Source organism: Thauera chlorobenzoica (genome assembly GCF_001922305.1).
Classification (GTDB): domain Bacteria; phylum Pseudomonadota; class Gammaproteobacteria; order Burkholderiales; family Rhodocyclaceae; genus Thauera; species Thauera chlorobenzoica.
Map to the genome: position 1 here is coordinate 3,287,582 of NZ_CP018839.1, position 17,646 is coordinate 3,305,227.

The window sequence follows — 17,646 nt, forward strand, 5'->3', positions numbered from 1 at the left end:
ACCGCGTCTACGCCCGCCCGCAACTGGAACGTCTGGCCTTCATCCGCCACTGCCGCACACTCGACCTGCCGTTGGCCGGGATCAAGCGTCTGCTCGATTTCGTCGCCCACCCGCAGGCCGACTGCGGCGACATCAACAGGCTGGTCGATGGGCAGTTGAGCCGCGTGCGGGCACGGCCGACCTCGCTACTCGCCCACCGTCCCCCGCCCTGCCTTCACCGCTGCGCGCCGCGCCTTGCCCTCCAGGCGCCGGGTCACCGAGGCGCGCGTCGGCCGGGTGGCGCGGCGCGCCTTGGGCGGTGCCGCCACGCGGTTGATCAGTTCTTCCAGCCGCCGCAGCGCTTCGGCCCGGTTCTTCTCCAGGCTGCGGAACTTCTGCGCCTTGATGATCACGACACCGTCCTTGCTGATGCGCTGGTCGCCCAGCTGCAGCAGCCGCGCCCGGATCTCCTCGGGCAAGGATGAGGCGGCGATGTCGAAGCGCAGATGAACCGCGGTCGACACCTTGTTCACGTTCTGCCCGCCCGCCCCCTGGGCGCGGATCGCGGTGATTTCGACTTCGTCGGGCGAGACGGTCACATGGGGGCGCATCGGTGTCCGCCTTGCGGTTCAGGCGTTGCCTGCCGCCGCTCGGCCGGCCTCGCGCGCCGCTTCTTCCCTGCGCGCCGCCTCGATGATCTGCATCACTTCGTCGACATCGGCGCATCCCTCTTCCGCCCTGAAGACCCCGGTGAGCACGCTCTCGGGCTGAAGCTGGCCCGATTCGTACAGCGACCAGATCTCGCTGCCGTAGTCGGTGTCCAGTAGCGCGGGGGCGAATTGCCCGAAGTACGCGGCGAGGTTGGCGACATCGCGCTCGAGCATGCGGCGGGCGTTGTTGTTGGCCGCAGCATCGACCGCCTGCGGCAGGTCGATGATCACCGGCCCGTCGCGGTCGATGAGCACGTTGTACTCGGACAGATCGCCATGCACGATGCCGGCGCACAGCATGCGTACGACCTCGCGCACGAGCACCGCATGGTAGCGGCGCGCATCCGCCTCGCTCAGCACGACGTCGTTGAGGCGCGGCGCCGGCTCGCCGTCTTCGTCGGCCACCAGTTCCATCAGCAGCACGCCTTCGTGAAAATCGTAAGGCGTCGGCACGCGCACCCCGGCAGCGGCGAGACTGCGCAGCGCGTCCACCTCGGCGTGCTGCCACGCAGCTTCCTGTTCCTGCCGCCCGTAGCGCGAGCCCTTGGCCATCGCACGGGCCTGGCGGCTGTTCCGGGTCTTGCGCCCTTCCGTGTAATCGACCGCGTGGTGAAAACCGCGCTTGTTGGCTTCCTTGTAGACCTTGGCGCAGCGCAGCGTGTCGCCGCACTGGACGACATAGACCATCGCCTCCTTGCCGCTCATCAGTTGCCGGATGACGGCGTCGACGAGGCCATCGGCCACCAGGGGCTGGATCCTGCTCGGGGTTTTCATGCCTTGGGGGTGCTCCTGGGCGCGGCGCCGTGAGTCGGGTGTCGTTGCGCTGCGTTACTGCGCACCATGTGAAGGTAAAGCGCCTCGACCTTCTCCCGCGCCCACGGCGTGCGACGCAGGAACTTGAGGCTCGAGGCGATGCCCGGTTCGTGGTTGAAGCAGCGAATGTCGATCTGCCGTCCGAGCGCCGCCCAGCCGTAGCACGCCACCAGTTCGGTCAGGATCCGCTCCAGCGTGAGGCCATGCAGGGGATTGTTGGGTTGGGGTGCTGTCATCGCGTTCTCTTGCGTCCGGGCCGGCGGTGGTGTGGGTCGATTGGCCTACGTGGTAACTCGCGACGCGGCCACGACGGTTTCGCTCACGTCATAATTTCGAACCCGGTCGCCCTCGCCCACCATGGCACGTTTCAAACATACCTTCGCAACCCATTGATTTGTATAGGGCGCGTGCGAAACCGCCTTTCGCACAAACAGAGAGTAGAGAGCCCTCTCTGCCTAATTTTTGTGCAGTTTATGACGAATGTGGTGTTTCAGACGCGACCGCACCTTTCGCACGCATCGCTGGAACCCGCGCCAGTGCTGGCGTTACGGGCAGATAAGACAAAGCCCGGAGCGAGTCCGGGCTTTGAGGGTATTGGTGGTGCTGGGGCGACCGGGATCGAACCGAATATTAGCACTTGTGGGTAACTGAGGGTAAGTGAGGGCAATCGACGTTTCCCGCCCGTGCAGCACGCGCGCCGAAGGTCGTCGGTCGAGATCATCAACCCCAGGAAGGCAACCTCGTCGGCAATCAAAACGTGGAACTGGGTGCCGGCTTACGACCCAAACCAGCCGTCGGGCACTTTGTGGTGCGAACGGCAAGTAACCGAGTGAAGCCGTCACCTCGCATGACATGTTGGGCGACGTGAAATTGGTGCTTCGTTTAATCAATGTGAGTGCCGATGGTGGATGTCTGGAAAGTGCGGGTGCTTGTGGACCAGCCCCTCGTGGCGGTGCCAATGCTCATGTGGCTCGTCACTGTTCCAGGCGAAGTCGTGTTCGTGCTGGTGGTGTTCGTCATGGGTGTGCCGATGGCCATGCTCCATCGGCTCATGCGTGTGCTCGTGCTCGTGGTGCTCGGTGAGGTGTAGCCACACCCCCCAGCCCATCAGGGCTGCCGCAATCCAGAATGCGCTCGAGGTCGACTCGCCGAGCAGGGCCAGCGACACGGCCGCACCGATGAAGGGCGCGGTCGAGAAGTAGGCGCCGGTACGCGCCGTGCCCAGTCCGCGCAGCGCAAGCACAAAGAGCACCAGGCTGATGCCATAGCCGAACAACCCGACGACCATGGTGCCGAGCAGGACCGCGCCGTCCGGCAGGCTCGCGCCGAGCGCAAACGCCAGCCCGACGTTGACCGTGCCCGCCACTGCACCTTTCGTGGCCGCGATGAAGAGTGCATCGGAGGCCGACACGCGCCGCGTCAGGTTGTTGTCGATTGCCCAGCACAGACAGCCGGCAGCGATGGCGAGCGGGCCGATCCAATCGTTCGCGCTCCCTCCACCACCCGACCAGGACAGCACGACCCCGCCGGCGACGATCGCGAGCATGCCGAGCACGATGCGGCGGTCGGCGTTCTCCCTGAATACGACCCACGCGATCACGGCGGTCAACACCGCTTCGAGGTTGAGCAGCAGCGACGCGGTCGAGCCGCTGGTGCGTGTGAGGCCGAACATGAGCGCGAGCGGGCCGAGCACGCCGCCGAAGAAGATCGCCCCCAGCAGCCACCGCCATTCACCCTCGGCCAAGCCGGAGGGCGTCCAGCCGCGATCGCGGATCAGGCGCGCCGCAGCGAGCCCGAGCCCGCTGCCAAGGTAGAGCAAGCCGGCCAGCAACCACGGCGACATCTCGCCGACCAGCAGCTTGGCGAACGGGGTGCTCGCGCCGAACAAGGCCGCCGCGAGCAACGCATGGATCACGTAGATGTTGTTCATTGCCCTTGCCAGACCGGTGTGGCCAGAATGATCGGAAACGCCCCCACCCCGGCGGGATGGGGGCGCTGCGCTTACAACACTCGCTCGATCTTGGTGTAATCGCCTTGGGTCTTGAGCGTGACCGTGACGTCGGAGCCGGAGCGGTTCCGCCAGAACCAGCCGTGCTTGCCATCGAACGCGGCAACCAGGTCGCCCTGGTTGCCGAGCTCGTTACGCCCCTTGCCGTAGCCGTGATAGAAGTTTTTCGGCGCGTCGTAGGGGTCGCCATGGGTGTCGAAGTTCACCGGGCCACCGGCGCTCGCCCACTCATAGCGGACACGGCTGTCCTTGTTCATCGTCAGTTTGACTTCGGCGCCCTGACCGGGTTTGAGCGTCACGGTCACCGTGTCTTGTCGTCCGGCGACAGGCTCGGGTGCGACCGCTGCGGGCGGCAGTGCGGCGACCGCGACTGGCGCAGGCGCCGGTGCCGGGACAGGCGCCGCTTCGGCACGAACCGTAGGGGCGACGGCTACGGGCTGTGCGGGCGCCGTTTCCGTAGCAACGCGCTCTTCTGCGCGGGCCTCGGCCGCCAGCGACATCTTGATTTCGCCCATCGGCGTCAGACCGAGTGCGCGGCCGATGCCCGTGGGGTCGATGCCGTACTCGGCGGGCAGCACGGTGGTGACGAGCAGTCCGCCGGCGATCAGGGCAGCCAGGGCGGTCGAGCGCAGCAGCTTGCCGGTGCTTGGCAGTTCGGCGCGGCGGGGAAGATCGGTGTTGTACATGGTGGATGACTCCTTGAATCTCAGGATACGAACAGGCCGGTGAGCTGATAGCCGATTAGCATGAACCCGGCGCACATCATGGCGACGTTGGCGGTATAGGCGTGCTGGAAGAAGCCGGCGCTGCGGCGCCAGAAGCCCATCGCGATCAGGATCGCGCCCAGCGCGAGCAACTGGCCGATCTCCACGCCGACGTTGAACGCCAGCAGGTTGGGCAGCAAGCCATCGCGGGCGATCTCGAACTCCTGGATCTTGGCCGCGAGGCCGAAGCCGTGGAACAGGCCGAAGACCAGGGTCGCCACTTTGGTGTTCGGCTGCACGCCGAACCAGCGCTGGAAGGCGCCGAGGTTGTCGAGCGCCTTGTAGACGACCGACAGGCCGATGATCGCGTCGATCAGGTAGGCATTGACGTTCACCCCGGCGTAGACGCCGTACAGCATGGTGACCGAGTGCCCGATCGCGAACAGGCTGACGTAGAGCGCGATGTCCTTGAGCTTGTAGAGGAAGAAGATCACCCCGGCGAGGAACAGCAGATGGTCGTAACCGGTGACCATGTGCTTGGCGCCAAGGTAGGTGAAGGGCAGCAGGTGCGTACCCGAGATCTCCTGGATGTAGCCCTTGTCGCCCTCGGCCACGCCATGGGCGTGCGCGAAAGCGGTCAGGAGCAGGTAGAGCAGTACGCCTGTGAAAGCGTGCAGCAGCGGCCCGGAGCGTGGCAGCACGGCTGCCCGCCCCCGGCTGGGGAAGGAGTGCGTCATGAGAGTCTTCCGATGAAGTTTGCTGGGGGAGTCCGGCGCTTCACGCGCGGAACTCGACAGGTCAAACGATCAGGAGACGTTTTGGCGGGCGCTCAAGCGTGGCGCAGGGCGCGGGATAGTCGGGTCGACGCTCGTCGGCGATCCACTGATTCGACAGCGGCGGAACATCTACAGCGTGCGTGGGTGGCACGTTCGGCTTGTCATGGCTGTGATCAGCCGGGTTGTGACCGTGTTGGTGGGGGCCGCCCTCGTCCTCGACGTCATCATGGCGATGGCCATGATCGTCCTGCCCCGTGTCCGCATCGGCAAACGCATGCGCGTGGGTGGTTGCACGCAAGGGGTCGTGAGACAGGGAGATCGCACTCGAGAACGCGAACAGCGCATGCGACAGCATCAGCAGCCCGATCACCCCCCTCGCCAGCACGCGGGCGATCTTTTGCGAGAAGATGGGGTGGGCGGCAAACACGGTCATGGAGGGGCAGTTTCGAGAGGGCTGGGCGCCTTCGGCGATCGGTGCGCCGTTTTATACAGGAGTCCGGCTTGTTGCGGGAAATTCGCAACGATTGGAAACGTCAGGGCCGTGGCGAAAATTGCCCCTCCCACGCGTGGGCGCAACTCCGTTGGCGGCACCAAGGTTTGGGGGCGAGGCAAGGAGAGCAGCAGGCGGGAGTGTGGCTCGGATGGCCGTCATCCCGATGCTGATGCGGTTTGCGAGGTCGCCGCAGAGCTTTCTAATAGCGAGAACGGAACGTTGTCGTTCAAACATCAGACAACACTCATCAGCTTGGGAAGTTCGGTTTTGAGCTATCTCGCACGTTTCGTGAGCCTGCCCAAGTCATCAACCGGCTGCATGCGCGTCTGCCGTTCGGTCAAGGCCTTGGGCTGACGAAACCCGGCTCGCCAACCCTGACCGTATCCTTTCATTCTCATGACTTAAACGTAATTGCCGGGTCACCGACCTGTCAGTAGTCGGCTCCTATGATGGGGTCCATGGTTACTCAAACAAGAGCAGCCAATCTGGACAACTGAACAAGGAGCCAATCATGAAAAGGTCGATCATCGCCGTTCTCGCCGTCTCGGCGATCAGTACCCTTGGATCTTCGGCCGCTTTCGCACAGACCGAACGTGAGATGGCCGCGTATGGCTACACCAGCAACGCCACCCCCTCACGCACCATTACCGTCAATGCGAGCACTCGCCATATCAACGTGACTCGCCTGGAGACCGTTGCACTGAAGGTCGGTGACAACAAGACGGTCACATGGACCTTCGACACCTTGGGAAAGAACAGCTTTCCGCTTTCGAAGATCGTCCCGGGGGCGGATCAGGTGACGGTTTATCTCGAAGAAAGCCCTCTGTACAGCGGTTCCTGATAGCGCCAACGTCCCATAGGGACCGAGGCAGGTAAGGCATCGGGCAATCTTCAAATGGAGGCGACCGATGCGATTCTTAGTTGGTATTTCCAGCAGTTCATTCAAGGAGAGGAGCATGTTGAAGAAAGCATTGATGATCGCAGCACTTGTTGCTGCCACCACGTCGGCCTTCGCAGTTGATGCCGGGACGGTCGAGAAGTCCATTCCCCTGAAAGATGGTTCGACTGTCTACATATTCAAGGACGGGAAAATGGGGATGGAGGACAAGCTGGGACGTGCGGTGAGGATGAAGCAAGGCGAGGTCATGGAGACCAAGGATGGTCAGAAGATCATGATGCACGGCGACGAGGTCATGCGCCTCGACAGCGTTCTCCACAAGGATCACCGTAACTAAAGCTACCGGGTGATCGATTTCCGAAACGGCTCCTGCGGAGCCGTTTCTTTTTTGAAGCAGCGAAGCCACAAGGGGCGGATTGCGCGGTGCAGGTCGGCCTCGGTTGCCCGGGCTACCTCGCCATGCAATGAGAGAGCAATCCGATTGAAGGCGTTGACCACATCCGCATCAAAATGCTGCATGGCCTCTCGCTCAAGAATTGCGAGTGCCTCCGAGGGCGAAATCGCCGCCTTGTAGGGCCGAGCCGAGACCAGGGCGTCAAACACGTCCACAACCGCGAATATGCGTGTTGGCGCCGGCCGAAAACTGGCCATGTAGAGGGGTGAATTCCGGCTGAAAACTGACCAGGGTGTTTAACCTCTCTGCCTCATTTTGCGGCAGAGGAACAGAGGTGATCACCATGGAAATGCTGGGCAAGGTCAGAAGGATGCATTACCGGGACGGGCTGTCCCGCTCGGAGATTGCGCGACGCACGGGGCTGTCGCGCACGACGGTGAGGAAGTGGCTCGAGGAGGCCGATGCGGCGGCGCCCCGTTACCGTCGCACGAAGGCGCCGGGCAAACTCACGGCCTTCGATGCCACGGTGGTGGGCTGGCTGGAAGCCGATGCCCGCCGCCCGAAACGGGAGCGTCGGACGGCTCAAGCGATGCTCGCGCAGTTGAAGGCACAAGGCTTCGAGGGTGGTTACACGATCCTGACCGATTTCATCCGCGACTGGCGGCACCGCAAGGGGACGAACGACCCGGGGCGGGCTTTCGTGCCGCTGAAGTTCGAACTGGGCGAGGCGTTTCAGTTCGACTGGAGCGAGGAGCGGCTGGTCATCGGTGGGGTGTGGCGCAAGCTGCAGGTGGCGCATCTGAAACTGTGTGCGAGCCATGCGTTTGTGCTGGTGGCCTACCCGAGTCAAGCCCACGAGATGCTGTTCGATGCGCACACGAGGAGTTTCAAGGCACTCGGCGGCATTGCCCGGCGCGGGATCTACGACAACATGAAAACCGCGGTCGACAAGGTCAAGAAGGGCAAGGGCCGGGTGGTCAATGCGCGTTTTTATGCGATGTGCTCGCACTACCTCTTCGATCCGGACTTCTGCAACGTGGCCAGTGGTTGGGAAAAGGGAATCGTCGAGAAGAACGTGCAGGACAGCCGGCGCCGAATCTGGCAACAGGCCGGTGAAGAGCGCTTTGGCTCGATGGCCGAGCTCAACACGGGATCGTCTCAGAAAACGGAAAATAAAGCACGTTAAGCCGGTGGCAGTGGTCGCAACGGTCTGAACTTGCCTGCGCCGACCTTGGTGCTGCTGCGCCAGAGGTACTAACTTTTCAATAAGTAGAGTCATTCCAGGATATAGCGGCACTCTGGCTGCCTGAAGAATGACTTCACGAGTTCAGGGAGTTTCTGGATGCTGCGCAATGCGCCGAGAGCGAGCCGCTTCATCTCCTCGGCACTCTCGACCAACTGGCGCGCGACCTTCCGCTTCACATGAGCCCAGACCGTTTCATCCGGATTCAGATGCGGCGAGTACGGTGGCAGGTAGCAGAGTTTGAGCATGCCGTCCAAACTCTCGATGTAGCTCTTGACCATCTTTGCCTTGTGGATCGGATGGCCATCGACGATCAGGAACACCGGCTTCTCGGCATTGACCATCAAGCGCTTGAGGAACTCGACAAACACCTTTGCACCGACGGATCCTTCATGCAGCATGAACCGAAACTCACCCTGCGTGCCGACCGCCGAGATCATGTTCAGCGAGAAGCGCCGGCCCGTCGCCTGCACCACCGGCGTCTGGCCCTGCGGCGCCCAGGTCGTGCCGGTGTGGTAGTCCGAGCGGATACCCGACTCGTCGCCAAAGTAGATCGTTGCTCCGACCCGCTTGGCTTCAGCACGGATCGCGGGGTACGTCTCCGTCTCCCACGTGCGCACCAGCACAGGGTCTTGCTGCCATGCTTGGTAGAGCGGCTTCTGGGCGCTGAAGCCCAGGATTTTCATGAGGCGGTGGACCGAGGAGATCGACAACTCCTTCTTGAACTGGCGCTTGATCAGGTGACGGATCAGCGACAGCGTCCACAAGCCGAACTCGAACTTGAACTGCTGCGGGTTATGGTCACGAACGGCATTGGCGATCCACGACAACTCCTCGGCGCTGAGTTTGCTGGGGCGCCCCGGAATCGGCTTGGCCAGCAATGCGTTCTGCCCGCCATTGGCAAAGTCGGCGAGCCACCGGAAAACGCTGCGCTCATTCACGCCATACGCCGCCGCGACGCTTTGCACCGTCTGCCCCTCACGCACCGCTTTGACAGCCTGCTGCCGCATCACCTGCAAGGTGTGATGATCGAGGGCGCGGCCGTCGGAAGGTCGTTTGCATTTCATGGGGCATATTATCGCTCACATGACACTACTTACGGGAAAGTTAGTAATCGCCGGTCAGATTGATGTGTTCCCACCCCAGCGGTGACAGGTATTGAAACAGCGTCTCGTCTACCGGTTTGCCGTGCCCGTTCAAAGCATTGGTTGCCCGTTCCAGATAGGCCGTGTTCCAAAGCACGATGGCCGCCGTTACCAGATTGAGGCCGCTGGCCCGGTAGCGTTGTTGCTCAAAACTGCGGTCGCGGATTTCGCCCAGTCGGTTGAAGAACACCGCCCTGGCCAGCGCGTTGCGCGCCTCGCCTTTGTTGAGTCCGGCCTGCACGCGGCGGCGCAGCTCCACGCTTTGCAGCCAATCCAGTATGAACAGCGTGCGCTCAATGCGCCCCAGCTCGCGCAGTGCAACGGCCAGTCCGTTCTGACGCGGATAGCTGCCGAGCTTGCGCAACATCAGCGAGGCCGTCACCGTACCCTGCTTGATCGAAGTGGCGAACCGCAAGATTTCATCCCAATGGGCGCGTATCTGCTTGATGTTCAGCCGGTCGCTGCTAATCATCGGCTTGAGCGCGTCATAGGCGGCATCGCCCTTTGGGATGAATAGCTTGGTGTCGCCCAGGTCTCGGATACGTGGCGCGAATCGGAAGCCCAGTAGGTGCATCAGGCCGAAGACATGATCGGTAAAGCCCGCTGTGTCGGTGTAGTGCTCCTCGATCCGCAAGTCCGACTCGTGGTACAGCAGGCCATCGAGCACATAGGTTGAATCACGCACGCCGACGTTGACTACCTTGGTGCTGAAGGGCGCGTACTGGTCGGAGATATGGGTATAAAACGTCCGGCCTGGACTGCTTCCATACTTCGGGTTGATATGCCCGGTGCTCTCCGCTTTGCTGCCGGTTCTGAAATTTTGGCCATCCGACGATGACGTGGTGCCATCGCCCCAGTTTCCGGCAAAGGATTGCCGGAACTGCGCGTTGACCAGTTCGGCCAGCGCCGTTGAGTACGTTTCATCCCGGATGTGCCAGGCTTGCAGCCACGACAGCTTGGCGTAAGTCGTGCCTGGGCAGGACTCGGCCATCTTGGTTAGCCCGAGATTGATGCCATCAGCCAGGATCGTCGTCAGCAGCAAGGTTTTGTCCTTGGCCGTGTCGCCGGTCTTCAGATGCGTGAAATGCCGGGTGAAGCCTGTCCACTCATCAACTTCCATCAGCAGTTCGGTAATCTTGACGTGTGGCAGCAGCATCGCCGACTGGTCGATTAGGGCTTGTGCGGTCTCCGGCACCGCCGCGTCCAGCGGCGTGATCTTCAGGCCGGACTCGGTAATGATGGCATCCGGCAGATCATTGGCCGCCGCCATGCGGTTGACGGTGGCAAGCTGCTGTTCCAGCAATGCCAGTCGGTCGTGCAAATACTGATCGCAATCGGTGGCCACTGCCAGCGACAATTCGTTGGCCAGCTTCAGAGTAGCGAACTTCTCGGCCGGCACCAGGTACTCATCAAAGTCCTTGAACTGGCGCGAACCCTGCACCCAGACATCGCCTGATCGCAGCGCGTTCTTTAGCTCTGACAGGGCGCACAGCTCGTAGTAGCGCCGGTCAATGCCATCGTCCGTGAGCACCAGTTTCGCCCAGCGTGGCTTGATGAATGCGGTCGGCGCGTCGGCGGGCACCTTGCGGGCGTTGTCGCTGTTCATGCCGCGAAGCACCTCGATGGCATCGAGTACGCCCTTGGCGGCTGGTGCCGCCCGTAACTTAAGTACGTCCAGGAACTGCGGCGCGTAGCGGCGCAACGTGGCGTAGCTTTCACCGATGCGATGCAGAAAGTCGAAGCTCTCCGGCTGCGCGAGCTTTTGCGCCTCCGTGACGCTGGCGGCGAAGGTATCCCACGGCATTACGGCCTCGATGGCGGCGAACGGATCGCCGCCGCTCTGTTTGGCTTCCAGCAAGGCTTGGCCGATGCGGCCATACATCCGCACCTTGTCATTGATCGCCTTGCCGGAAGCCTGAAACTGCTGCTGATGCTTGTTCTTGGCGGCGTTGAATAGTTTGCCAATGATGCGGTCGTGCAGGTCGATGATTTCGTCGGTGACGGTGGCCATGCCTTCAATGGCCAGCGAAACCAGAGTGGCATAGCGTCGTTGCATCTCGAACTTTGCCAGATCGGCAGGCGTCATCTGCCCACCCTCACGGGCGATCTTGAGCAGGCGGTTCTGGTGAACTTGTCGCTCGATGCCTGCGGGAAGGTCAAGCGCCTGCCAAGCCTTGAGGCGCTCGATGTGTTCAAGCATATGCCGAGAGTTCGGCTTGACGGGCGACTGGCGCAGCCATGCCAGCCACGTCAATTTGCTGCCGTCCTTGCGCTTGAGAAGTTCGTCCAGGCGCTGACGGTGGAGCGATAACAAAGAATCGGTCAACGCCGCGTAAATACGCCGGTTGGCACGGGTGATGGCCTCGGCGCTCGCGCGCTCGATGGCATTCATGGCGGGCAGGATGATGCTCTGCCGCCGCAGGTTTTCGACAAGGGTGCTGGCCAGCACAATCCCTTTATCGGTCTGCAAGGCCAGCTCGGTCAATGTATGCACGGCTTGCCGGTAGTGACTCATGGTGAAGGGCTTGAACCCGAACACCGTTTGCAGCTCGACCAAGTGCTCCCGCCGCGTCTGCTCGCGCTGGCCGTAATCGTTCCAACTTTCCACCGGCACCTTGAGTTGTGCGGCCACCATGCGCAACAGGGGCGGAAACGGAGGCTCATCGATGCCCAAGAAGATGCCAGGGAATCGCAAGTAGCAAAGCTGCACGGCGAAGCCCAATCGATTCGCAGCGCCGCGACGCTGGCGGATCACCGATAGGTCGGTTTCGTTGAACGTGTAGTGCCGTATCAGTTCGTCTTTGGCATCTGGTAGTGCCAGCAGGCTTTCGCGCTCGGTGGCGGACAGGATTGAGCGGCGCGGCATGATCAGTCTTCCCGCAGGTACTGGTACAAGGTTTCGCGACTGATGCCGAAGTCACGGGCCACCAAGGTTTTTTGATCGCCTGCCGCGACTCGCTGTTTCAACTTGGCAATTTGTTCGCTGTTCAGCGATTTCTTTCGTCCCCGGTAGGCACCGCGCTGCTTGGCCAGCACGATTCCCTCGCGCTGGCGTTCGCGGATCAGTGCGCGCTCGAACTCCGCAAAAGCCCCCATGACCGACAGCATCAAATTGGCCATCGGTGAGTCATCGCCGGTGAACGCCAGCCCTTCTTTGACAAACTCCATCCGCACGCCCCGTTGTGTCAGCCCCTGAACGATGCGGCGCAGGTCATCGAGATTGCGTGCCAACCTGTCCATGCTGTGCACCACCACGGTGTCGCCCTCGCGCACAAAGGCCAGCAGCCTTTCAAGTTCGGGACGTTGCGTGTCCTTGCCGGAAGCCTTATCGGTGAATACCTTACCGACTTCGATTTGCTCCAGTTGCCGATCAGGGTTCTGGTCGAAGCTGCTGACGCGGATATAGCCAATGCGTTGACCTTGCAAGGTGCCTCCAAAGGTAAAAGTGTCAGGATGAAATCCATTACCCTTGGCGGCTTGTGTCAATAAATACAAACTACAACTCTATTCTGACGTGCTTTGCGCCAAGCATCTGACATCAGGTTAGGGTATAGCTTAACCGGACACCTCGGCCTCTGTGCCTTTACTGCTTTTCGGTACAACCGTCAAGAACAGGCAGAGCGCTCCGATAGTTATCGCCACATCAGCGAGGTTGAAGGCGGGCCAGTGCGCAAGTCGCCAATGGAAGTCAAGGAAATCAACAACCTGTCCACGCAGCACACGATCCGCGACATTGCCCAGCGCACCGCCGAGGATCAGGCTGTATCCCATCGCTTCGAGACGGGGCAATTGCTGGCACAGCATGCGTCCCAGCCAAGCAGAAACGACCAGGCCCAGCGTGATGAAAAAGTAACGTTGCCAGCCGCCAGCGTTCGCCAGAAAGCTGAATGCCGCGCCGGGATTCAGGACATGGACGAAGTTGAAGAAGGGCGTGACTTCGACCTGTTCACCGTAGGCAAACGTGCGGGTGATGGCGAACTTTGCGAGCTGATCGGTCATGACAGCACTGGCGGCCACTGCGAACCAGACCCAAGTCGATGTGCGGCGAGCCGATTGCCACACAGGGACGGCCAGCGGCATCAGCCACCCGGCGAGCGCCGTGCAACTCAATCCAAGTACCCACCCCGCCAGCACATCGGCAGGAAAGTGCATTCCGGCTGCGATGCGTGACCAACCGACCAATGCGGCGTACAACACCAAGCCGATGCGGCCACGACGGCCTATCAAAGGCCAGAGCGCGCCGACCACCAGCGCGGCATAGGTGGCATGCCCGCTGGGCAGGCTGTAGTGTCGTTCGATGCCCCCGATAACGCGCACCATGTCGCCAAAAACGGCAGGCGGGCGTGGAAAGTCGATCCATAGCTTCAAGATGGTGGCGACGAGAAATGCCAACGCAAAGGCCACGCTAAAGACTCTGAGTCTGTACCGGATGGCATCGGCCCGCGTTGGGTCAGGTGCCGACTTTGACCATCCCCACATCGCCAAGAGCATCAGTGGTGCAGTCCAGTAGTTGCCTATCACAAGGTTGAAGAACGATGCCAGCGGTTCCAGCGCTGCAGGTGTGCTCATGTTGATGGCTTGGAACAACGCGATGTTCAGACCACCCCAGTCGTAGAGAAAGAATTTCCAGCTCATTTGCGCAACAGCCTCAAGCCATTGCCAACGACGAGCAAGCTGGCCCCCATATCAGCAAACACCGCCATCCACATGGTCGCTTGACCCGTGAAGGTCAGCACCAGAAATACTGCCTTGATGCCAAGGGCCAGCACAATGTTTTGCATCAGCACCTGCGCCGTCGCACGCGACAGGCGCACGAAGGTCGGAATCTTGCGCAGGTTGTCGTCCATCAGGGCCACGTCGGCGGTCTCGATTGCGGTATCTGTGCCAGCCGCTCCCATTGCAAAGCCGATGTCCGCACGCGCCAAGGCCGGGGCATCGTTGATGCCATCACCGACCATGCCAACCTTGCCGCTTCGGGCCAGTTGCTCCACTTCGCGCAATTTGTCATCTGGGAGTAGGTTGCCTTGCGCACGGTCGATTCCGGCTTGTGCGGCAATGGCCTGTGCCGTATGGGGGTTGTCGCCGGTCAGCATCATGGTGTTGATGCCCAGTGCGTGCAGCTCGGCGATGGCGGTCCTGCTGCTGTCCTTGATGGTGTCCGCTACGGCGAATAAGGCATGTACCGCCTTTGCGCCTACCAACATCACGACGGTCTTGCCAGCGGTTTCCAGCGCAGCGATGCGCTGCTCCAGCTCTGGTGTGCACTGCCCCAGCTCTTCGAGCATCCGGTGGTTGCCCAGATGGTAGGTCGCACCGTTGATTTGGCCTTGCACACCCCGACCGGGCAGCGCGTTGAATTCGGCCACGTCGAGCAAGGCAACCCCGTCCGTCTGCGCGGCCTGTGCCACCGCCTTGGATACAGGATGGTCCGAGCGGGCCGCCAGACTGGCAGCGATGCTGCGGCTGTCCGAGGCGAGTGCATTGCCCCATGTGACAAAGTCGGTCTGTGCGGGCTTGCCGTGCGTGATCGTGCCGGTCTTGTCCAGAGCCAGCCAGCGCAGCTTGCGGCCTTCTTCCAGATAGACGCCACCTTTGATGAGAATGCCGTGGCGGGCGGCGGCGGCCAGGCCGCTGACGATGCTGACCGGTGTAGAGATCACCAGTGCGCACGGGCAGGCGACCACCAGCAGAACCAATGCACGGTAGATCCAGTCGAGCCATGCCGCACCCATGAACAGCGGCGGCAACAACGCGACGGCGATGGCAACGCCGAATACAACGGGGGTGTACCAGCGGGCGAACTGATCGACAAAACGCTGAGTCGGCGCACGACTACCTTGCGCAGCCTCTACCGCGTGAATGATCCGGGCCAAAGTGGAGTTGTTGGCCAAGGCGGTGACGCGGTACTCGAACGAGCCGGATTCGTTGATCGTGCCAGCGAACACCGAATCACCGGGGGATTTTTCGACCGGGAGGCTTTCACCCGTGATCGGGGCTTGGTTGACGGCAGAGCGGCCTTCCAGCACCTCACCATCAAGGGCGATGCGCTCACCTGGTTTGACCCGGACGCGGGCGCCGATGGTGATTTGCTTGGCGCCCACCTCGCGCCATGTGCCGTCAGCCTGCTGTACCGTGGCCTGTTCCGGGGTCAGGTCGAGCAGGCCACGGATAGCGTTACGAGCGCGATCCAGCGATTTGGCTTCGATTACCTCGGCCAGCGCGAACAGTACCATCACCATTGCCGCTTCGGGCCAGTGGCCGATCAACATGGCACCCGTGACCGCAATCGACATGAGGGCGTTCATGTTGAGATTACGGTTCTTGAGCGCAATCCACCCCTTCTTGTAGGTGGAGAGGCCACCCGTGAAGACCGCGACAAGCGCCAGAACGACAACCGACCAGTGATTGCCGTTGTGGAGCCAGTAGACCGCCTCGGCCGCCGATGCAGTGACCAAGGAGATGCCCAGCGGCCACCAGTTGGTCGGCGTGGTCACAGGGGCGGCGGATGGAGATGCGACCTCTGCCGTGTCCACGACCTGCGCCTCGAATCCAAGCGCTTGCAGTGCCACGAGCACGTCTGGCAGAACCTGGTTCGCATGGCGTACCGACAGCGTGCGCTGCATCAGGTTGAAATCGAGATCAGCAACACCGGCCACGGTGCCGAGCTTGTTGCGGATCAACGTCTCTTCGGTCGGGCAATCCATCTTGGCAATGGACAGCTTGGTCGTCTGCTCGGCCGACGCCTGATCCATGCGCACAGCTTGCATGCCGATGGCCTTCAGCGCCTGCTCGACGGGAGACAACGAAGGCAATTCGTGTCGCACGGCCAAGGTACGTTGCATCAGGTTGAATTCAAGACCCGCCACCCCCGCCAGACCGGCCAGTTTGCTTCGGATCAGCGCCTCTTCGGTCGGGCAATCCATGTTCTCGATGCGGTACACCGCTTGAGCCGATCCGGTTGCCAGCGGGGCCGGTGCCGTGGGTTGGATGATCGGCTCAGTCGTGCAGCCACACCCCTTTGAAGCGCATTCGCTCATGAGTAACTCCTGAAAATCTTCTATTCAGCCTCCATTAAAATCTCTATAGTCACTATAGAGTCAAGTGATAATTGGAGATTGATGCATGGAAATCAGAATTGGCGACCTCGCCAAGCGCTCTGGGTGCGAGGTCGTGACCATCCGCTACTACGAGAAGGAAGGGCTACTGCCGAAGCCAGCGCGAAGCGGTGGCAACTTCCGGCTGTACGGTGAGGCGCACATTGAGCGCTTGCAATTCATCCGTCATTGCCGTTCGCTCGACATGACGTTGAGCGAGATTCGCGCATTGCTGGGTCTGCGAGACAACCCGATGCAGGACTGTGGGGAGGTCAACACGCTGCTGGAGGCCCATATTCAACAGGTGGAAATGCGTGTGTCCGCGCTGTTGCAGTTAAAACGGCACTTGGTTGATTTGCGCGAGAAGTGTTCTGGCTCTCGATCTGTAGAGGCGTGCGGCATTTTGCAAGGGTTGGGCAATTGCAATTGCCATGGTGAAAGTGCCACGAACAGTCAAACATCTGGGTAAGTAAGGGCTTAGCGTGCTTTATTTTCCGTTTTCTGAGGCGACCCCAACACCTGGCTGCTGGCCCGTTGCCGCAGTCTCTGGCAGGAGTTGCGCCATCCGCAGTACGCGCTGACGGTTGCCGAGATGCTCGAGCACGAGCAAGCCCACCTGATGCCGATGATCGCGCCCTTCGATGGGTACGTCGAAGCGCCGGGGCGGGTATCGAGCACCTGCCTGGTGACGGCGGACCGCAATCACTACTCGGTGCCGTGCGAGTTGGCGGGCAAGCTGATCAGCAAGCGCTTCTACCCGGAGTGCATCGAGTTCGTGTTCGACGAGGTGATTGTGGCCAGCCACCCGCGTCTGTTCGAGCGCGAGCAGACCTGCTACGACTGGCGTCACTACCTGCCGCTTCTCGAACGCAAACCGGGTGCGCTGCGCAATGGCGCGCCGTTTGCCGAGATGCCCACCGCACTCCTGCGCTTGCAGCGCTTGCTGCTGCGTCGAGACGGCGGCGATCGGGTGATGAGTCAGGTACTCACGATGGTCCCCAAGGTCGGCCTGGAGCCGGTGTTGGTGGCCGTGGAACTGGTGCTCGACTCCGGCATGGTCAGCATCGAGCATGTGCTCAACGTGATCGCACGGCTGAACCAGGCGCCCCTACCGGAATCGGTCGAAACGAGTCTCGAACTCAAGGCGCTGCCGCTGGCCGACACGCGGCGCTACGACAGCCTGCGCGAACGACAGGAGGCCGATCATGCGTGATATTGGCGCGGAACTGAAAAGCCTGCGTCTGTTCGGCATGGCCGCCGCCTGGAACGAGATCAGCGCTGACGACGGTGCGGCGGTACAGAGCTCACGCTGGCTGATCGAGCGTAACCGGTAACTGAGCGGCGTCCTTCTCGCGGCGTAGCGATCGTTGAATAATTCTCGCCATGTTC

The 17,646-nt window shown here is 61.6% G+C and carries 16 protein-coding genes and 4 pseudogenes; 7 read left to right on the forward strand and 13 right to left on the reverse strand.

The features are described from left to right. Window positions 1–32: 32 nt before the first annotated feature. Window positions 33–176, forward strand: a pseudogene (locus Tchl_RS18300) (MerR family DNA-binding protein); the annotation flags it as partial. A gap of 9 nt (window positions 177–185) precedes the next feature. Here Tchl_RS18300 and arfB read toward each other — a convergent pair. The 7 genes from arfB to Tchl_RS15370 form a co-directional block, all read right to left on the reverse strand. Further along, window positions 186–590 (reverse strand): alternative ribosome rescue aminoacyl-tRNA hydrolase ArfB, encoded by a 405-nt coding sequence (gene arfB, locus Tchl_RS15340; RefSeq protein ID WP_075149156.1) that lies wholly within the window; start codon window positions 588–590, stop codon window positions 186–188. An 18-nt stretch (window positions 591–608) separates the two neighbouring features. Beyond that, complete coding sequence (locus Tchl_RS15345; protein WP_075149157.1) at window positions 609–1,463, reverse strand: PA4780 family RIO1-like protein kinase; 855 nt, start codon at window positions 1,461–1,463, stop codon at window positions 609–611. Further along, window positions 1,460–1,738, reverse strand: coding sequence for a VF530 family protein (locus Tchl_RS15350; RefSeq protein ID WP_075149158.1), 279 nt, complete (start codon window positions 1,736–1,738; stop codon window positions 1,460–1,462). The genes Tchl_RS15345 and Tchl_RS15350 overlap by 4 nt, the downstream gene beginning before the upstream one ends. A 650-nt stretch (window positions 1,739–2,388) precedes the next feature. Next, window positions 2,389–3,432: a DMT family transporter gene (locus tag Tchl_RS15355; RefSeq protein ID WP_075149159.1), complete on the reverse strand. Its 1,044-nt coding sequence runs from the start codon at window positions 3,430–3,432 to the stop codon at window positions 2,389–2,391. 71 nt (window positions 3,433–3,503) lie between these two features. Next, entirely contained in the window at window positions 3,504–4,196 is a 693-nt protein-coding gene (locus Tchl_RS15360; RefSeq protein WP_004265716.1) for a hypothetical protein, read from the reverse strand. Window positions 4,197–4,216: 20 nt separating this feature from the next. After that, window positions 4,217–4,951 carry a HupE/UreJ family protein gene (locus Tchl_RS15365; RefSeq protein WP_075149160.1) on the reverse strand — a complete coding sequence of 245 codons (735 nt, stop codon included), beginning with the start codon at window positions 4,949–4,951 and terminating at the stop codon, window positions 4,217–4,219. A 61-nt stretch (window positions 4,952–5,012) separates the two neighbouring features. Continuing rightward, the gene (locus tag Tchl_RS15370; protein WP_004265712.1) at window positions 5,013–5,423 is read right to left on the reverse strand and encodes a hypothetical protein; all 411 of its coding nucleotides are present in this window, start codon (window positions 5,421–5,423) and stop codon (window positions 5,013–5,015) included. Window positions 5,424–5,994: 571 nt separating this feature from the next. Between Tchl_RS15370 and Tchl_RS15375 the strand changes: the two genes are divergently transcribed. Continuing rightward, a complete protein-coding gene (locus tag Tchl_RS15375; RefSeq protein ID WP_043742016.1) occupies window positions 5,995–6,324 on the forward strand; it encodes a CzcE family metal-binding protein in 330 nt (109 codons plus the stop codon). 115 nt (window positions 6,325–6,439) lie between these two features. Next, complete coding sequence (gene copK / locus Tchl_RS15380) at window positions 6,440–6,718, forward strand: periplasmic Cu(I)/Cu(II)-binding protein CopK (protein WP_043742157.1); 279 nt, start codon at window positions 6,440–6,442, stop codon at window positions 6,716–6,718. Window positions 6,719–6,720: 2 nt separating this feature from the next. On the opposite strand, the gene Tchl_RS18035 is transcribed toward copK, so the two are convergent. Continuing rightward, the gene (locus tag Tchl_RS18035) at window positions 6,721–7,032 is read right to left on the reverse strand and encodes an HD-GYP domain-containing protein (protein ID WP_075149161.1); all 312 of its coding nucleotides are present in this window, start codon (window positions 7,030–7,032) and stop codon (window positions 6,721–6,723) included. Between the two features lie 86 nt (window positions 7,033–7,118). Here Tchl_RS18035 and istA point away from each other — a divergent pair. Continuing rightward, window positions 7,119–7,940, forward strand: a pseudogene (gene istA, locus Tchl_RS15390) (IS21 family transposase); the annotation flags it as partial. A gap of 110 nt (window positions 7,941–8,050) precedes the next feature. On the opposite strand, the gene Tchl_RS15395 reads toward istA, so the two are convergent. The 5 genes and pseudogenes from Tchl_RS15395 to Tchl_RS15415 all read right to left on the reverse strand — a co-directional run bounded on the left by Tchl_RS15395 (window position 8,051) and on the right by Tchl_RS15415 (window position 16,200). Further along, window positions 8,051–9,085: an IS630 family transposase gene (locus tag Tchl_RS15395; RefSeq protein WP_075149162.1), complete on the reverse strand. Its 1,035-nt coding sequence runs from the start codon at window positions 9,083–9,085 to the stop codon at window positions 8,051–8,053. Window positions 9,086–9,128: 43 nt separating this feature from the next. Then, window positions 9,129–12,029: pseudogene (locus tag Tchl_RS15400) on the reverse strand (Tn3 family transposase); the annotation flags it as partial. Window positions 12,030–12,031: 2 nt separating this feature from the next. Continuing rightward, window positions 12,032–12,589 (reverse strand): recombinase family protein, encoded by a 558-nt coding sequence (locus Tchl_RS15405; RefSeq protein ID WP_004213590.1) that lies wholly within the window; start codon window positions 12,587–12,589, stop codon window positions 12,032–12,034. Between the two features lie 129 nt (window positions 12,590–12,718). After that, window positions 12,719–13,798: a signal peptidase II gene (gene lspA / locus Tchl_RS15410; RefSeq protein WP_075149163.1), complete on the reverse strand. Its 1,080-nt coding sequence runs from the start codon at window positions 13,796–13,798 to the stop codon at window positions 12,719–12,721. Then, window positions 13,795–16,200 carry a heavy metal translocating P-type ATPase gene (locus tag Tchl_RS15415; protein ID WP_034375348.1) on the reverse strand — a complete coding sequence of 802 codons (2,406 nt, stop codon included), beginning with the start codon at window positions 16,198–16,200 and terminating at the stop codon, window positions 13,795–13,797. Before Tchl_RS15415 ends, lspA begins: the two co-directional genes overlap by 4 nt. 85 nt (window positions 16,201–16,285) lie before the next feature. On the opposite strand from Tchl_RS15415, the gene cadR reads away from it, so the two are divergent. The 3 genes and pseudogenes from cadR to Tchl_RS18305 all read left to right on the forward strand — a co-directional run bounded on the left by cadR (window position 16,286) and on the right by Tchl_RS18305 (window position 17,591). Then, window positions 16,286–16,726 carry a Cd(II)/Pb(II)-responsive transcriptional regulator gene (cadR, locus tag Tchl_RS15420; RefSeq protein WP_003804130.1) on the forward strand — a complete coding sequence of 147 codons (441 nt, stop codon included), beginning with the start codon at window positions 16,286–16,288 and terminating at the stop codon, window positions 16,724–16,726. A 45-nt stretch (window positions 16,727–16,771) separates the two neighbouring features. Beyond that, window positions 16,772–17,470: pseudogene (locus tag Tchl_RS15425) on the forward strand (Mu transposase domain-containing protein); the annotation flags it as partial. After that, window positions 17,463–17,591, forward strand: coding sequence for a hypothetical protein (locus tag Tchl_RS18305; RefSeq protein WP_269745425.1), 129 nt, complete (start codon window positions 17,463–17,465; stop codon window positions 17,589–17,591). The pseudogene Tchl_RS15425 and the gene Tchl_RS18305, both read left to right, overlap by 8 nt. Window positions 17,592–17,646: the final 55 nt, after the last annotated feature.

Excerpts from the sequence above, each read along its gene's own strand:
- arfB (WP_075149156.1), bottom strand. The coding sequence starts at position 590 with ATGCGCCCCCATGTGACCGTCTCGCCCGACGAAGTCGAAATCACCGCG.
- Tchl_RS15345 (WP_075149157.1), bottom strand. The coding sequence starts at position 1,463 with ATGAAAACCCCGAGCAGGATCCAGCCCCTGGTGGCCGATGGCCTCGTC.
- Tchl_RS15350 (WP_075149158.1), bottom strand. The coding sequence starts at position 1,738 with ATGACAGCACCCCAACCCAACAATCCCCTGCATGGCCTCACGCTGGAG.
- Tchl_RS15355 (WP_075149159.1), bottom strand. The coding sequence starts at position 3,432 with ATGAACAACATCTACGTGATCCATGCGTTGCTCGCGGCGGCCTTGTTC.
- Tchl_RS15360 (WP_004265716.1), bottom strand. The coding sequence starts at position 4,196 with ATGTACAACACCGATCTTCCCCGCCGCGCCGAACTGCCAAGCACCGGC.
- Tchl_RS15365 (WP_075149160.1), bottom strand. The coding sequence starts at position 4,951 with ATGACGCACTCCTTCCCCAGCCGGGGGCGGGCAGCCGTGCTGCCACGC.
- Tchl_RS15370 (WP_004265712.1), bottom strand. The coding sequence starts at position 5,423 with ATGACCGTGTTTGCCGCCCACCCCATCTTCTCGCAAAAGATCGCCCGC.
- Tchl_RS15375 (WP_043742016.1), top strand. The coding sequence starts at position 5,995 with ATGAAAAGGTCGATCATCGCCGTTCTCGCCGTCTCGGCGATCAGTACC.
- copK (WP_043742157.1), top strand. The coding sequence starts at position 6,440 with ATGTTGAAGAAAGCATTGATGATCGCAGCACTTGTTGCTGCCACCACG.
- Tchl_RS18035 (WP_075149161.1), bottom strand. The coding sequence starts at position 7,032 with ATGGCCAGTTTTCGGCCGGCGCCAACACGCATATTCGCGGTTGTGGAC.
- Tchl_RS15395 (WP_075149162.1), bottom strand. The coding sequence starts at position 9,085 with ATGAAATGCAAACGACCTTCCGACGGCCGCGCCCTCGATCATCACACC.
- lspA (WP_075149163.1), bottom strand. The coding sequence starts at position 13,798 with ATGAGCTGGAAATTCTTTCTCTACGACTGGGGTGGTCTGAACATCGCG.
- Tchl_RS15415 (WP_034375348.1), bottom strand. The coding sequence starts at position 16,200 with ATGAGCGAATGCGCTTCAAAGGGGTGTGGCTGCACGACTGAGCCGATC.
- cadR (WP_003804130.1), top strand. The coding sequence starts at position 16,286 with ATGGAAATCAGAATTGGCGACCTCGCCAAGCGCTCTGGGTGCGAGGTC.
- Tchl_RS18305 (WP_269745425.1), top strand. The coding sequence starts at position 17,463 with ATGCGTGATATTGGCGCGGAACTGAAAAGCCTGCGTCTGTTCGGCATG.